The organism is Cohaesibacter gelatinilyticus (genome assembly GCF_900215605.1).
GTDB lineage: Bacteria > Pseudomonadota > Alphaproteobacteria > Rhizobiales > Cohaesibacteraceae > Cohaesibacter > Cohaesibacter gelatinilyticus.
Window position 1 is genome coordinate 1,456,630 of sequence record NZ_OBEL01000001.1, and the last position, 15,589, is coordinate 1,472,218.

The 15,589-nt window shown below is 48.8% G+C and carries 14 protein-coding genes; 1 reads left to right on the forward strand and 13 read right to left on the reverse strand.

Annotation, left to right across the window (positions count from 1 at the left end; all coding sequences use genetic code 11):
• Positions 1–529: 529 nt before the first annotated feature.
• Entirely contained in the window at positions 530–1,819 is a 1,290-nt protein-coding gene (gene gltA, locus CRO57_RS06500; protein ID WP_097153248.1) for a citrate synthase, read from the forward strand.
• 78 nt (positions 1,820–1,897) lie between these two features.
• Here the strand turns inward: gltA and lpxB are convergent, their stop codons facing one another.
• From lpxB to tsf, 13 genes are all read right to left on the reverse strand, one after another.
• Positions 1,898–3,049, reverse strand: coding sequence for a lipid-A-disaccharide synthase (lpxB, locus tag CRO57_RS06505; RefSeq protein ID WP_097152500.1), 1,152 nt, complete (start codon positions 3,047–3,049; stop codon positions 1,898–1,900).
• Between the two features lie 74 nt (positions 3,050–3,123).
• Complete coding sequence (locus CRO57_RS06510) at positions 3,124–3,984, reverse strand: LpxI family protein (protein ID WP_097152501.1); 861 nt, start codon at positions 3,982–3,984, stop codon at positions 3,124–3,126.
• 3 nt (positions 3,985–3,987) lie between these two features.
• Positions 3,988–4,785: an acyl-ACP--UDP-N-acetylglucosamine O-acyltransferase gene (gene lpxA, locus CRO57_RS06515; protein ID WP_097152502.1), complete on the reverse strand. Its 798-nt coding sequence runs from the start codon at positions 4,783–4,785 to the stop codon at positions 3,988–3,990.
• A complete protein-coding gene (gene fabZ / locus CRO57_RS06520; protein WP_097152503.1) occupies positions 4,785–5,252 on the reverse strand; it encodes a 3-hydroxyacyl-ACP dehydratase FabZ in 468 nt (155 codons plus the stop codon). The genes lpxA and fabZ overlap by 1 nt, the downstream gene beginning before the upstream one ends.
• A gap of 46 nt (positions 5,253–5,298) precedes the next feature.
• A complete protein-coding gene (gene lpxD, locus CRO57_RS06525) occupies positions 5,299–6,336 on the reverse strand; it encodes a UDP-3-O-(3-hydroxymyristoyl)glucosamine N-acyltransferase (protein ID WP_097152504.1) in 1,038 nt (345 codons plus the stop codon).
• Positions 6,337–6,405: 69 nt separating this feature from the next.
• Positions 6,406–8,733 carry an outer membrane protein assembly factor BamA gene (bamA, locus tag CRO57_RS06530; protein ID WP_097153249.1) on the reverse strand — a complete coding sequence of 776 codons (2,328 nt, stop codon included), beginning with the start codon at positions 8,731–8,733 and terminating at the stop codon, positions 6,406–6,408.
• Positions 8,734–8,933: 200 nt separating this feature from the next.
• Positions 8,934–10,082 carry an RIP metalloprotease RseP gene (rseP, locus tag CRO57_RS06535; protein ID WP_097152505.1) on the reverse strand — a complete coding sequence of 383 codons (1,149 nt, stop codon included), beginning with the start codon at positions 10,080–10,082 and terminating at the stop codon, positions 8,934–8,936.
• A gap of 129 nt (positions 10,083–10,211) precedes the next feature.
• Positions 10,212–11,408 (reverse strand): 1-deoxy-D-xylulose-5-phosphate reductoisomerase, encoded by a 1,197-nt coding sequence (locus tag CRO57_RS06540; RefSeq protein ID WP_097152506.1) that lies wholly within the window; start codon positions 11,406–11,408, stop codon positions 10,212–10,214.
• Between the two features lie 36 nt (positions 11,409–11,444).
• Complete coding sequence (locus CRO57_RS06545) at positions 11,445–12,311, reverse strand: phosphatidate cytidylyltransferase (protein ID WP_097152507.1); 867 nt, start codon at positions 12,309–12,311, stop codon at positions 11,445–11,447.
• Positions 12,311–13,039 carry an isoprenyl transferase gene (locus tag CRO57_RS06550; protein WP_097153250.1) on the reverse strand — a complete coding sequence of 243 codons (729 nt, stop codon included), beginning with the start codon at positions 13,037–13,039 and terminating at the stop codon, positions 12,311–12,313. The genes CRO57_RS06545 and CRO57_RS06550 overlap by 1 nt, the downstream gene beginning before the upstream one ends.
• Positions 13,040–13,163: 124 nt before the next feature.
• Positions 13,164–13,724, reverse strand: a complete 561-nt coding sequence (gene frr / locus CRO57_RS06555) for a ribosome recycling factor (protein WP_097152508.1) — start codon at positions 13,722–13,724, stop codon at positions 13,164–13,166.
• A gap of 55 nt (positions 13,725–13,779) precedes the next feature.
• Positions 13,780–14,496, reverse strand: coding sequence for a UMP kinase (gene pyrH, locus CRO57_RS06560; RefSeq protein ID WP_097153251.1), 717 nt, complete (start codon positions 14,494–14,496; stop codon positions 13,780–13,782).
• A gap of 158 nt (positions 14,497–14,654) precedes the next feature.
• Complete coding sequence (tsf, locus tag CRO57_RS06565; protein WP_097152509.1) at positions 14,655–15,578, reverse strand: translation elongation factor Ts; 924 nt, start codon at positions 15,576–15,578, stop codon at positions 14,655–14,657.
• Between the last annotated feature and the right edge of the window lie 11 nt (positions 15,579–15,589).

Below are 15,589 nucleotides of genomic sequence, written 5' to 3' on the forward strand. Positions count from 1 at the left end.
GGTACCAGCCGGGTCTTTTTGCAGCTGCACAAAATGCGTCTTCTGAGATATGCGCACTCCATCCATTCGCATCACGAATGAATGATCCAGGTTTAAACCTGCAGTCAAAGAACCGTTTTCATTTCCATCAGCAGCCTTGGCTCGATCAAGCGTTTCTCACCTTCTCCTTTCTCAGCAATGACTCTTGCACCTTTCGCAATAATCCTTACGGTTTTTCCCTCAGCTCTTCTCAAAACCAAACAGAATCAATTTCCCCTGCGTCAGCGTGCCACGCACTGAGGAGTTCAGATTTGGATAAAAAACATTCATACTTTTGTAGGGGTGAAAATTAATTTTCGCTTCAAAAACATAGCCTTCTTTTCATGCTTTAGGATGGAAGAGGTTGCAGTGCAGCGAAAAATCAGATACCCAATGCGCAGTCCGAATTACTGCGTTGAAGGAACCGGTTGACCATACCGGTTTTTCAAGCTGGATCCGACCTGAGATCCAATCAAGCAGTCTTATGTTTCATGATATGGGAGTTGGCCGAATGAGCGATCAGAATGCAACCTTGACACTCGGAGACCGGAAGTGGGATTTCCCCGTCAAAAACGGAACCATCGGTCCCGATGTTATCGACATCGCGCCACTCTATAAAAACACTGGCGCTTTCACCTACGATCCAGGTTTCACCTCCACCGCATCATGCGAATCCAAAATCACTTATATTGATGGTGACGAAGGAACGCTGCTCTATCGTGGTTACCCAATCGAACAATTGGCCGAGCATGGCGACTTTTTGGAAACCTGCTATTTGCTTCTTTACGGTGAGCTGCCAACTCCTGTACAAAAGCAAGATTTCGATACACGCGTAACCCGCCATACCATGCTCCATGAGCAGATGGCTCGTTTCTTCTCAGGCTTCCGTCGTGATGCGCATCCAATGGCCATCATGGTTGGTGTCGTTGGCGCCTTGGCTGCATTCTATCATGACAGCACTGACATTTCTGATCCACACCAGCGTATGGTAGCCTCCCTACGCATGGTCGCGAAAATGCCAACCATCGCTGCCATGGCATACAAATATTCCATCGGCCAGCCGTTCGTGTATCCTAACAACGAATTGGGATATGCTGCAAACTTCCTCAATATGTGTTTCTCTGTTCCAGCAGAAAAATATGAAGTAAATCCGGTTCTGGCTCGCGCTATGGATCGTATCTTCATTCTGCATGCAGATCATGAGCAAAACGCATCCACCTCTACTGTGCGTCTCGCTGGATCTTCTGGTGCCAACCCATTTGCCTGCATTGCAGCTGGCATTGCTTGTCTTTGGGGACCTGCACATGGTGGTGCCAACGAAGCAGCACTCAATATGCTGCATGAAATCGGCAATCTAGACAGTGTTGACAAATATGTTGCCAAGGCAAAAGACAAGAATGATCCATTTCGTCTGATGGGCTTTGGTCACCGCGTTTACAAAAACTACGATCCACGCGCTCGTATCATGCAAACGACCTGTCACGAAGTGCTCAACGAACTGGGCATCAAAGACGATCCTGCTTTGGACGTGGCAATCGAGCTCGAGAAAATTGCTCTGTCAGACGAATATTTCGTTGAGAAGAAGCTATATCCAAACATCGACTTCTACTCAGGTATCACTCTACGTGCTCTCGGTTTCCCAGCTGAGATGTTCACCGTGCTCTTTGCTCTGGCTCGTACTGTTGGCTGGATCGCACAATGGAAAGAAATGGTGGAAGATCCATCCCAGCGCATTGGTCGCCCGCGTCAGCTTTATACCGGTGCCACTCAGCGTGACTATGTTGATATCAACAAGCGCTAAGCAACCTAATAATCAAAAAAAGGCTCCCCTGTGGGAGCCTTTTTTATTGGCAAATTCAAAAGAAAAGAGATCTTTCAATCAGGATTTCAAGTAACTCAAGGTAATCTCAGCTGCTTTTTGGCTTGGTGTACCCTTGGGCAAGTGCATGATGGCATCCAGATTTCTAAAAGCTTCAATCTGCCTGGACCGAGTTTCACTTTCTTCCAGCAACGGAGCGAGATGATTCCAGAGTTGATGTGCGTTGGCATCATCATTGAGGAATTCCGGGATCGCCTTGCGTCCCAATATCAGATTGGTCAATACCATTGACGGCACCTTGATTAAAAACCCAAGTCGAGTGGTGAGCCAATCTACTTTATAGGCGACAACCATCGGCACCCCTGCCAAACCCAGTTCCAAAGTAACAGTCCCAGATGCGGCCAAAGCTGCGTGAGCTTGGCGAAAAGCTGCAAACTTGGCGTCTTCTCCTTCAACAATTTCTGGCTGAGAAGGCCAACTTTTGAGAGCTTCGTCAATCAGAGGGCGTAGATGAGACACCGCTGGCAAAATGACACGTAAATCGGGATGTGTTTCCATCGCCATCTTCACAACGATACCAAACTCTTCCATCAAACGTGTCACTTCACTGCGTCGACTGCCTGGCAAAACCAGCAGAACGGGCTCTCCAATGGAGCTCTTCTCACCATCATGCGGTCGTAACAGATCCAATCGCTCAATAAGAGGATGCCCAACATAGGTACAATCCGGCCCTTGCAATTCTTTATGAGCCCTGGGCTCAAATGGTAACAAAGCCAGAACATGGTCGACATAGCGTGCCATTCTCTTGGCGCGACCGGGGCGCCATGCCCAAACAGACGGGGAGACATAATTGACAACTGGCAAGTTGGGGAGTTGATTTCTGACGCGTTTGGCAACTGCGTGAGTGAATTCGGGGCTATCAATAATCACCAGAAGATCTGGTTTCTTTTGAACCACATCAGCCACGACCTCCAACCCGCGCCTACGAAGAAATGGGTATTGCTTGATGATATTGATCACGCCCATCACAGCTATATCTTGCAGGGGAAACAAACTGGGCAATCCAAGCTGTTGCATTCGCTCGCCAGCGAGGCCAGAAAATTCAATATCTTTACCAAACTTCTCCCGGATGGCAGATACCAGTTGAGCACCCAGCTGATCACCGGACTCCTCACCAATAACGATATAGATAAGTGGCTTTTTCTCGTTCATGAACAGACCTTAAATTCTGGCCAGATCGTCAAGCAACACCGTTCCAGCACAACGTTATGAGAAAGTGGCGCAGATCATAGTGTCAATTTCCGTGCCACCACAAAAAGCTTGTCACGCTTGGCGATATTGCAAACTTCTTCATGAGATGCACACAAAACCTCGCCTTGCGCGCAAATCAACCCGGCGAGTCCGGCTTTTTCTAGACCGATCAAGGTTCTTGGGCCGATCGTCGGCATATCGAAACGCAAATCCTGCGCCGGCCGGGCCCGTTTCAACAAAACACCTTGAGTACCAAAGTTCCAGCGTGCACGCTTTTGTTCTCTGATATCGGCAACCCGCGCCAACATCTGATCCGTTCCTTCCGGGCCTTCCAATGCTAAAATACGCCCATCAGCAACGACTGCCCCCTGTCCCGCATCCAGTTCGCCAACAAGTAATGCAGCCTTGGCCGCCAGAAGAATATCGTTGGCAAGTGGTGCAGCAAGAGAAGAATTAATGGAGAAGTTATCTCCGACAACAAGCTCCGGTGTCAATTGTGGAACGCTTAGCAGTTCAATGCCACGCTTTTCCATGAAGTTGGCAACACCACCCAAGACACCTTCATCCCCTCCGCTGGACATGATACGCAAAATATCAGGTAACGCCCTCACCGCGCCAAGGTCCAGACGAATGGATTTGTAATCCGGTCGCTTGCTTACCGAACCAATACAAAGAAGATGACGGATGGAATGCTGCTCGAACAGCTTGAACATGCGTCCGATCTCACCCCATTTCAACCAATAATGGGGGTGAGATTCGATTGCGATATCGGCCTCACCCATAAGACCAAACAAAACATAATCGCGCCCCTGAGCCTGTAGCTTTGCTGCTATCTCCAAGGGTAAAGATTGCCCACCGGCGATGATGCCAACAGGCCCATCCAAACGAGCAACCATATGCTAGTCCTTATGCGTCCGTGGTGTACAAAGTGCTTTCTTTGTATCTGCCCGAATGAAATCGACGATCTTCATGACATTTTCATCATCTGAAAACATCTCGGCAACATCATCAACTCGTTCAGACATGGTGCCCTCATCAGAGAATAGCATTCGATAGGCACGACGCAAATTATGAATTTGCTCACGGGCAAAACCACGGCGTTTCAAACCAACAATATTCAGACCACCAAGGTGAGCCCGGTTACCGAGTGCCGAACCGAATGGAATAACATCATTTTCAATCCCGGACATACCGCCAACAAAAGCATGTTCTCCAACACGGGCGAATTGAATGACGGCCGACATCCCTGCAATAATGGCGTGATCGCCAATCACACAATGCCCAGCCAAGGTCGCATGATTGACAAGAATAACATGATCACCAACGATACAATCATGGGCCACATGAGCCCCGACCATCATATGAACATTGTTGCCAATCCGGGTAACCGCACCACCGCCTTTTGTGCCCGGATTGATGGTTACATATTCGCGAATATTACAATTATCACCGATCTCAGTACCAACATCTTCTCCCCCGAACTTCAGATCTTGAGGAATTAGACCGACAGCTGCAAATGGAAAAATCTCGACATTCTTGCCTATTCGAGTATTACCATCCACCACCACATGGGAGTGAAGTTTACCCCCTTCCGCGATGGAAACATTCGCTCCGATAATGGTATAGGGACCGATCACGACATCGTCTGCGATCTGAGCTCCGTCCGCAACGATAGCGGTTGGATGGATTTCTGCCATTAGTTCTGATCTTCCCCGATAAGCATTGCACTCACCTCGGCCTCAGCAACCTTCGTACCATCGACTTTTGCTTCACAGGCAAATTTCCAGATATTGGCACGGTTTTTCACCTTTTGGACATGAATATGAACAACATCGCCTGGCACAACCGGTTTACGGAACTTGGCGCGATCAATGGTCATGAAATAAACCACCTTCGGCTGCCCTAGCTCCGAACGATTATTCACACATAATGCACCAGCAGTTTGTGCCATTGCTTCGATGATCAGAACACCAGGCATGACAGGTTGCTGGGGGAAATGACCAATAAAATGTGGTTCATTAAACGTCACATTCTTGATACCGATACAGGAATCATCACCATCCATTTCGATGATACGGTCAATCATCAAAAACGGGTAACGGTGGGGTAAAAGCTCCAGTACGCGCATGATGTCAGCACTATCCAGACTCGCCTTTTCGCTCATATCCTTTTCACCTTGTTTTTAGCCAAATCACCTTGGCAAATATCCATTATTCTTTCTCGGTCAGCTTTTTTATAGCTGCCAACTCACGGAACCATTGTCGTACGGGTTTCGCGGGAACACCTCCATATCGACCACCAGCAGGCAGGTCATCCTTGGCTACAGACACAGCAGCAACCTGCGCTCCCATTCCAATACGAATATGTCCTGCAACACCAGATTGACCACCAATTGCGACAAAATCCTCCAAAATGGAAGATCCGGAAATACCGACCTGCGATACAAGCACACAATGGCGACCAACTTCAACATTGTGGCCAATCTGTACCTGATTATCTATCTTTGTGCCTTCGCCAATAACGGTATCCTTGTTGGCCCCTCGATCAATGGTGCTATTGGCACCAATCTCCACACGATCCTGAATAATCACGCGACCGACCTGTGGGACTTTCTGATGCCCCTTGGGACTCATAGCGAACCCAAAACCATCCTGCCCAACACAAACACCAGGATGCAAGATAACATGATCGCCCACCAGACTGTGCTGGAGCACCACATTCGCACCAATATGGCAAGAGCGACCAATTCGAACTCCCTGCCCAATCACTGCATTGACGCCTATGGTCGTGCCCGCACCGACTTCAGCACCAGCTCCAACACTTGCTCCAGGCTCAATTGTGACACCGCTTTCAACCTGCGCTGTGGGATGAATATGTGCCCCCTGAGAGATCCCCCCCTCCGAACCAAAGAAAGGCAGAGGAGACATGGCTTGCGGGTAAAACAGAGCAGAGACTTGTGAAAAAGCTTGGTAAGGATTTTTCACTTCCAAAGCGAGCACGCCATCCGGAACTTTGGCAACATATCGTTTGGAACACAAAACAGCTGTCGCCTCAGTGTTAGCCAAGTCTTCTACATATTTGGGATTATCCAAAAACGTAACATGCCCGGTTCTTGCTTCCGATATAGGTGCAATATCCGTAATGGACTGATCCAGATTTACATCTTCAGCGCAGTTCGCTCCCACATGTTCAACAATGGAAGCTACCGAAATTGGGTTGGATTTCGTGAAGAAATGAGGCTCTGACATGACATCCTTCATAAAAAAAGCCGCCGCCCGAATGAGCAGCGGCTCTGGAATATTTTCTCCAAGCAAAGCTTAGAATTGGGAAGCTGCACCAAAGCGGAACGCTTGTGTCTTATCTTCCTTCGCCTTGCTAAGTGCATAAGCATAGTCAGCACGGATAAGACCAAACGGGCTATTCCAGATGACACCAGCACCTACGGAGGAACGGATGGTTTTGGAATTGCTAAACGAGCCCTTGGTTGCATCAGAACCGAACAGGGTACCAGCATCAGCAAAAACCGATCCTTTGAAGCCAAGTTCGTCCAAACCCGGAATCGGGAACTGAGCTTCTGCGGTTACGTTAAAGTAGGTTTTCCCGCCCAATGCATCGCCCGATGCCTTATCACGTGGACCATAACCACCAGAGTCAAATCCACGGATGGTTTCACCACCTTTGAAGAAGGAGTCAAGCAGGCGCACATCATCACCGGCAATGCCCTGAATATGACCGGCAGCTACTTTAAACACACCAACCAAACCCCAGGCAGGATACAATTCACGGTAATAACGTGCATCCAATGTAGACTGGATGAACTTCACGTCACCGCCAAGACCAGCAAATTCCTGACCGAATTTAACGAAGATACCGTCACTTGGATCACCCATGTTATCAATGGTGTTGTAAACCAGTGTATAACCAAGCGCTGATTTAAGCGTTTTGCCCTCATCAACCGCCTGAGTGATGGCTGTGGAGGCGTTGGCCTTACCATATAGCTCGTAATTGGAGATCTCTTTTTGTTCAACCGCATAATAAGGATTGAACGAGAGGTCGGTCATGATAGGCAAACCGAAACGGATCTTACCGCCAAACGCACGGGAATCATATTCACGGCTCGTATCATTATCCTTCAGTCTGCGTTGATAAACATCAAACCCAGCTGACATACGACGTCCGAGGAAATACGGCTCCGTGAAGGAGAACTCGTAAGACCGCTTGCTAGTCCCCGTCGTACCTGCAACTTTCAGATATTGACCACGCCCCATGAAGTTGGTCTCAGTCAGAGAAATATCAGCAAGAAAACCATCTGTTGTGGAATAACCACCACCAACAGCGACACTACCGGTTCCCTTTTCTTCCACCACAACATTCAGCACCACACGATCAGGTGTAGAACCAGGTTGAGTGGTAATTTCAACATTCTTGAAGAAACCAAGTGCATTCAGACGACGCTTTGCCCGGTCAAGCAATACACGATTGAAGGCATCACCCTCAGCCATATCGAATTCACGACGGATCACATAGTCGCGAGTACGATCATTACCGCGAATATTGATGCGCTCGACGTAAGCACGAGCACCTTCATCTACCTGAAAAACCAGATTGATCGTCTTATTCTCATAGTCACGGTCACCGCGCGGTGACACGCGTGCGAAAGCATAACCCGATTTGGCGATCTCAATAGTGATATCCTCAAGGGATTTCTCAACCTCCACAGCGCTGTATACGTCACCACTGTCAAGACGCACGAGTCTACGAAGACTTTCAGCGTCGACATCAGGGATAGCACTATCCACTTCGACATCGCCGACGCGATAACGTTCACCTTCGTCAACCGTGATGGTCACAAAGAAAACATTACGTTCACGGTCGAGATCAGCAACGGCAGAAACAACACGGAAGTCAGCGTAGCCTTCGTTCAGATAGAATTTACGAAGGCGCTCTTCATCGGCAGCCAGACGATCCGAATCGTAAACATCCTTGGAAGACAGGAAGCTCAGCCAACCGGTTTCCTTGGTGGTCATGACTTTACGAAGCCGACCATCACTGAATTTCTGATTTCCAATAATGGAGATGCGAGAAACAGCTGTTTTGCCGCCTTCATTGATTTCAAAAACCAGGTCCGCACGGTTACGACCGAGATCGATAATCTTTGGCTCCACCACAGCACCAAAACGACCGACACGGCGATAAGCTTCCAAAACACGTTGAACATCGGTTTGAACACGGCTCTCAGAAAGAATACCGCGCCCCTTCGATGTCACGATGCCTTCGAGCATATCGTCTTTCAAACGACTATTGCCTTCAAACGCGATGCGATTGATCACAGCATTTTCGACCACCTCAACCACAAGGCTGGAGCCGGAGCGCTTGATGGAAACATCCTTGAAAAGACCAGTCTGATAGAGATTTTTCAGAGACTCATCAATTGCAAAAGCCGAAGCGCGCTGACCTGGCTTCACCGCGACATACGATTCGATGGTATCAGCGGCCACTCGCTCGTTCCCGCGAACCACAATACGGCTCACTGACTGAGCAAATGCTGGGTTTGCTGCGAAAAGATCAACTGGTGTCAACGGCATAACAGCTGTCATCACAGTTGCAATAGCGGCTCCCCAAGCGATGGTCTTCAAATTTTTCATCAGCCCGAACACTCTTTTTGGTGGCATAAATTCAAACAGGACACATTGATCCTGCGAATATAGATTCTTTTTCTCTACAAGGGTTTTACCGGTAAATAAAAATGGTTCAACCCCTTATAACAATTATGGGCAGGATTCTCGCCCTTTAGTGGCCTTTAAGCCACATTTACCCAAAATCTCCAACTGTCTAACCACAGATATCAGTCACTAAGGAAGACGTAGGAAATATCGTTGAAGGTCGCAAAGACCATTAAACTCAGAACCATGGCCAAGCCGATTTTGAAACCCAATTCCTGGTTTTTCTCTGACAATGGTTTGCCACGAACAGCCTCGATAGCAAAGAACAACAAATGCCCACCATCCAGCATAGGTACCGGAAACAAATTGATCAATCCGATGCTCACAGAGAGCATTCCAGCCAAATTGATCAAAGCAGCAATACCCAATGTTGCCACTTGGCCTGATACCTGCGCAACACGAATTGGGCCTCCAAGCTGATCCGCATCTTCCTTACCGACAAAGATCCGACCGATATAACCAAGAGTGCGATCAATGATGAAGTAAGTTTCCTTGACCCCGCCTACCAGCGCCTCACCTGGACCATAGGCAACTCGGCGCACGTCCTCCGGACTTGCCTGGTGGCGAATGCCAAGAACACCGATTTTCTGTTTATTGCCAAATTGATCAGTAATTTCCTGACGGCGTGGCGTGGTCGACAACGTAACCAATTCACCCCCACGATCTACGGTGATCTGCAAGGTGCTTTCAGAGCTTAGTGCGACAATACGCTGAATATCGGAGAAGGCTTCAATTTCGTTGCCATCGATGGCAATCATGATATCGCCAACCTCAAAACCGGCGGTTTCAGCGGCGCTATTTGGCACAATGCTATCAACCCGTGCAGGCGTGATCGCTTTGCCATAAACCATCAAAAGTCCTGCAAAAATGACTATCGCCAACAGGAAATTAGCGATTGGGCCAGCGGCAACAATCGCTGCACGCGCCCAGAGTGGCTTGGTATGCAGAGCACCAGCTCTATCTTCGTCACTCATCTGGGATATTGCATCCTGATCAGGAACGCTGGCTGCATTTTCATCACCCAGAAACTTTACATAACCACCAAGAGGGATAGCACTGAATTTCCAGCGCGTTCCGTGCTTGTCGTAAAAGCCAAACAGCTCCGGTCCAAAACCGACAGAAAAAGCCTTAATGGTCACTCCACACCAACGCCCAACCATAAAATGGCCCAGTTCATGAATAAAGACCACGATCGTCAGAACGAACAAAGCAGGTATCAGATAACCAAATAAGCCACCACCCGCAGAAAACAGGCCTTCCAGAAATTCCATTCCCAAACTCCATAATTGGGCGCACCCTAACGCACACTCTATAAAGAAGGCGTAAATTGGGTAAAAATAAGAAAATCAAGGCACAATTCACGGCCTTGTTACAGAGACATATGAGGCAATGCCCTCAATTTACACTTCCAATATGGTCAACTCTGAAAGCAATTCTCGCGCATATATGCGCGCCATTTCATCCAGTTCCAAAACAAGATCCAAGCTGGAAACAGGCAACCGTCCCTGCTCTGCCATTTTACTCATAACAGCCTCAACAAGCTTCGGAATACCACCAAATGCAATCTCGCCCTTCAAGAATGCAGCAACAGCAACCTCGTTGGCAGCATTCATGATGTTGGGTAAATTTCCTCCTTCACCCATCGCCTCCAGTGCAAGACGCAAACAGGGAAAGCGAACCGGATCCGGTGCTTCAAATGTCATCTGCCCCAACTCAACCAGATTGAGCCGCTTGGTATTTGCCGCTGCACGCTCAGGCCATGCCAAACAATGAGCAATTGGCGTACGCATATCCGGCGCAGCGAGATGAGCCAGCACAGATCCATCGCTATAGCTGACCATACCATGAATGATGGACTGAGGATGCACGACGACGTTGAATTTACTCTGAGGAACATCATAGAGATGATGCGCCTCGATCACTTCCAATCCTTTATTCATCATGGAAGCGGAATCAATCGTGATCTTGGCACCCATATCCCAATTGGGATGCTTCAGCGCTTGAACGGCCGTAGCCTTCTCGATTTCTTCCTGCGGCCAGGTTCGGAAGGGTCCGCCAGAGGCGGTAATCGTGACCTCTTCAATTTCTTCGATACTGGTTTCATCAAAGATCTGAAAAATTGCATTATGCTCGGAATCGACTGGCAAAATACGCAAGCGCTGACGTTTGGCCTCGGCCATGATCAGATCACCTGCACAAACCAATGCTTCCTTATTGGCCAATGCGACCTGATTGCCTGCCTGCAAAGCCGCCATAGTCGGACGAATTCCAGCAGCTCCCACGATGGAACCAATCACGATATCGCAGTTTCGAGACGCAGCTTCCAGTAACCCATCTTCACCAGCTGCTATTTCAATATCGCTGCCAGCCAGAAATTCCTTCAGTTTGGAATAAGCTCGGACATCCCCAATAGCGGCAAATTCGGCACCGCAAGACAAAGCAGCCTGTGCCAAACCTTCCACACTATTATGAGCACTCAAAGCATTGATACGGTATCGTTCAGGCGATGAGGAAACGATATCAAGACTGGATTGACCAACGGATCCCGTCGCTCCCAAAATGGATATTACCTTGGGCTCACTCTTAACACGACGCATACAATTCAAGATCCTTCTTTGGAATGATCAATGGCACTACCAGATCAGAAATCCGGTAGCGAGGGCATCCCCCTCGCCGAAAATCAGGCCCAAAATAGCGGCAAACACTACAGCAACCAGCAAGCCATCAACCCGATCCATAACTCCACCATGCCCGGGAATCAAGTTGCTGGAATCCTTAACATCAAACATTCGTTTCATATGAGATTCCGCAAGATCGCCCAACTGAGACGCAATCGATAAGAATGCCAGCAACACAGCGAGTTTCAATGTAGCGTCAATGCCAAACATCTCTGCTGCCCCAAGAGCCAAAGCCGTACCAACAGTCAGGCCTCCAATAGAGCCAGACCAGGTCTTTTTGGGAGAAACACGTGGAAGTAATTTTGGCCCACCAATCAAACGACCACTGAAATAGGCGGCGATGTCCGTCCCCCATACCAGCGCAAACAACAGAATGATCGCCGCAAATCCATAGTCTGCATCCGCTCGCAACGATATAATGGATAGCCCAAAAATACTGGCATAGAGGATACCCCATGCACACCAGCGCGCAGTATCATAAGAACATCGCGCAAACCATAAGAAACCGGCACCGATGAATGGGATAATCAATGCCGCTTGCCATGCCCCCAAATAAAATGCAATCAGACTGCCAGCAATGCTAATATGACCAATCAAAGCTGGTACACCGGCTCTCTTCTCTCCTACCATCAGCGCCCATTCATGATAAATCAGAAGCGAGACAAGACCAAAGAAAACAGCAAAGGCCAATCCACCCCAATAGGTAACGGCAAAAGCAGCAATCGCCATGACAATTGCAGACATTACCCTTGGTGCCAGATCTGCCCACAATTTTCTTGAAGGAGATGATACAGGTTCAACAGGATGTTCAGGGTCTCCCATTACGCGCCTCCTGCAGCACGATTTTGGGTCACGACACCGCCATAACGGCGGTCACGTCCTGAATATTCCACAAGAGCCTCTTCAAGCCTGACACGATCAAAATCGGGCCAGTAGCAATCAACAAAAACAAACTCGGAATAAGCAGCTTGCCAGAGAAGAAAATTACTCAGGCGCTGCTCACCAGATGTACGCAGAATAACATCGGGATCAGGAATGGAGTTTGAATAGAGAGCAGCTGATACAGCAGCTTCATCGATCTCATCCACCGATAACTCACCCTTTGCAACACGACCAGCCAATTGCTTCACCGCCTGCGTTAATTCCTGACGAGCACCATAATTGAATGCGATTACAAGATTGAGGCCCGTGTTATCCTTGGTCTTCTCCTCAGCTTCAACCAGAAGATCAGCAATATCGGATGTCAGGCTCTCGCGACATCCGATCACAACAACCTTTACATTTTTCTTGTTCAGCTTGGCCAGATCATTACGGATGAAAAGCTTGAGCAAGCCCATCAGATCTCGCACTTCACTTTCCGGGCGAGACCAGTTCTCGGAGCTGAAGCTGAACAGGGTCAGATAATCAATACCCAGTTCGATGGAGTTCTTCACAATCTCGCGAACAGCAACAACACCCTGACGGTGTCCTTGAGTACGGCTGAGTCCACGCTCTTTGGCCCAGCGCCCGTTACCATCCATGATAACTGCAAGATGACGAGGAATGGCCATCTGTTCCACCAGAGATGGTAGATCTGCAATTGTGCCATGACCACTCATTCGTCTCTAAACTCCCCCGAGATCAAATATTTGAAGCTGGACAGAACAAACACGATAAAGTGCTCGTAATACAGGTTTAGACCTGCATGATATCCTGTTCTTTTACTGCCAGCATTTCATCGACATCCTTGACAGCCTTATCGGTAAGTTCCTGAATTTCCTCTTGATAGATATGAGCTTCATCTTCGCTCATACCGTCTTTCTCAGCCTTTTTACACATTTCCATTCCATCACGGCGAACATGACGAATGGCCACTTTGGCACCCTCTGCATAAGAATGAGCGACCTTGACCATTTCCTGTCGACGTTCCTGGTTCATTTCGGGAATGGGAAGACGCAGCAATTGACCATCAACAACAGGATTGATTCCGATGTTGGATTCACGAATAGCCTTCTCGACCGCGCTCACCATACCTTTATCCCAAACCTGAATGGAAAGCATGCGTGGCTCCGGCACAGAAACGGTACCGACCTGATTGATCGGCATGGATTGACCATAAGCTTCGACAGTAATTGGCTCAACCAGCGCGATAGAGGCACGACCAGTTCTCAATCCGGACAACTCGGTTTTCAAAACAGACAATGCACCGTTCATACGACGTTGCAGATCATCAAGGTCCAATTCTTCGGCAGACATGGTAAAGCCTCTTATTTGAAATTTCTATTTGTCACAGGATCTTGTAAAACCTGAGTTAGCCCGACACAACAGTTGCACGCCCCTTGCCTTGCAAAACCTCAACAAGCCCGTCGGATTCGTGAATTGAGAATACAATTATCGGAATATTCCCGTCCTGAGCAAGCGCAATCGCAGCAGCATCCATAACCTTGAGGCCTTTTGCCAGAACTTCACCATGGGAAATGGTCTCAAACCGAACAGCATTCGGGTCTTTCTTCGGATCGGCGGAATAGACGCCATCGACCTGGGTGCCTTTCAGCAAGGCATCACATTGCATCTCGGCTGCACGCAGGGCAGCACCAGAATCAGTCGTGAAGTACGGGTTGCCGGTACCGGCAGCAAACAGAACCACTTTGCCAGCCTCAAGATGCGTTTTTGCGCCACGCTGAGTAAATGTCTCGCAAATTTCGTCCATGGCAATAGCAGACATTGGTACAGCTGGAACATCCAAGCTTTCCAAAGCATTGGTCATGGCCAGACAATTCATGACAGTCGCCAGCATGCCCATATGATCGCCGCGCACGCGATCACCACCCTTGGCCGCCACTGAAACTCCACGGAAAATATTCCCGCCGCCTATGACAACACAAACTTCGGCCCCCAGATCACGCGCATCACGAATTTCGCCAGCAACCCGATTGACCACATCCTGATCAATGCCAAATTCCTGCTCGCCCATGAGCGCTTCACCAGAAACCTTGACCAGAACCCGTTTATATTTCAGTTGCCCCATTTCCAAATCCCGTCGATCTTCTTCAACACCCAAAGTGCGTAATGCCCAAGGGTCCAATTGTTGCCCTTGCATACACGAAGGGCGTCGGTTCGTCATCCCCAACGCCCTTCGTTTTTCAACATTTCAACTCCATGTAAAATGGAGTGCGAAGACAGAACTTATGCCTGACCGCTGGCAGCAGCAACTTCAGCAGCGAAGTCTTCTTCTTTTTTCTCGATGCCTTCACCCAGGGCAAAGCGAGCAAAACCAGCCAGCTTGATCGGAGCACCGACAGAGCCTTCGGCATTCTTGATCGCCTGCTCAACGGTATTTTCACCATCAATAACAAAGGTCTGCTTCAGCAGAACAACTTCTTCGTAGAATTTACGCAGACGACCTTCAACCATCTTCTCGATGATATTATCCGGCTTACCGGATTCACGAGCTTGCTCGGAGAACACAGCTTTTTCGCGTTCCACAGTCGCTGCGTCGATTTCATCAACAGTGGCAGCAAGTGGATTGGTCGCAGCAACATGCATCGCAATCTGCTTACCCAATGCATCCAGAGCAGCCGCATCGCCATCAGATTCGAGAGCAACCAGAACACCAAGACGACCAAGGCCAGCAGCGGTAGCGTTGTGAACGTAGGAAGCAACAGAGCCCTTTTCTACGCTCAGAACCACACCACGACGCAGGTTCATGTTCTCGCCAATGGTGGCAACCGCGTTGGTGATCGTCTCAGCAACGGAAGCTCCACCAGGATAGTTTGCTGCAAGAATTGCTTCAGCGTCAGAGCCTGCTTCAATAGCAACACCAGCAATGTTGCGAGCCAGATCCTGAAACTGTTCGTTACGGGAAACAAAGTCGGTCTCAGCATTCACTTCAACCATGGCAGCTTTGTTACCAGCGCCAGACAGAGCGATCAGACCTTCTGCTGCAACACGATCAGATTTTTTGGCAGCCTTGGAGAGGCCTTTGGTGCGCAACCAATCGATTGCAGCTTCCATGTTGCCGTCATTCTCGGTAAGAGCTTTTTTGCAGTCCATCATACCTGCGCCAGAAGTCTCACGCAGTTCTTTAACCATTGATGCTGTAATCGCCATTGCAGCCTCAC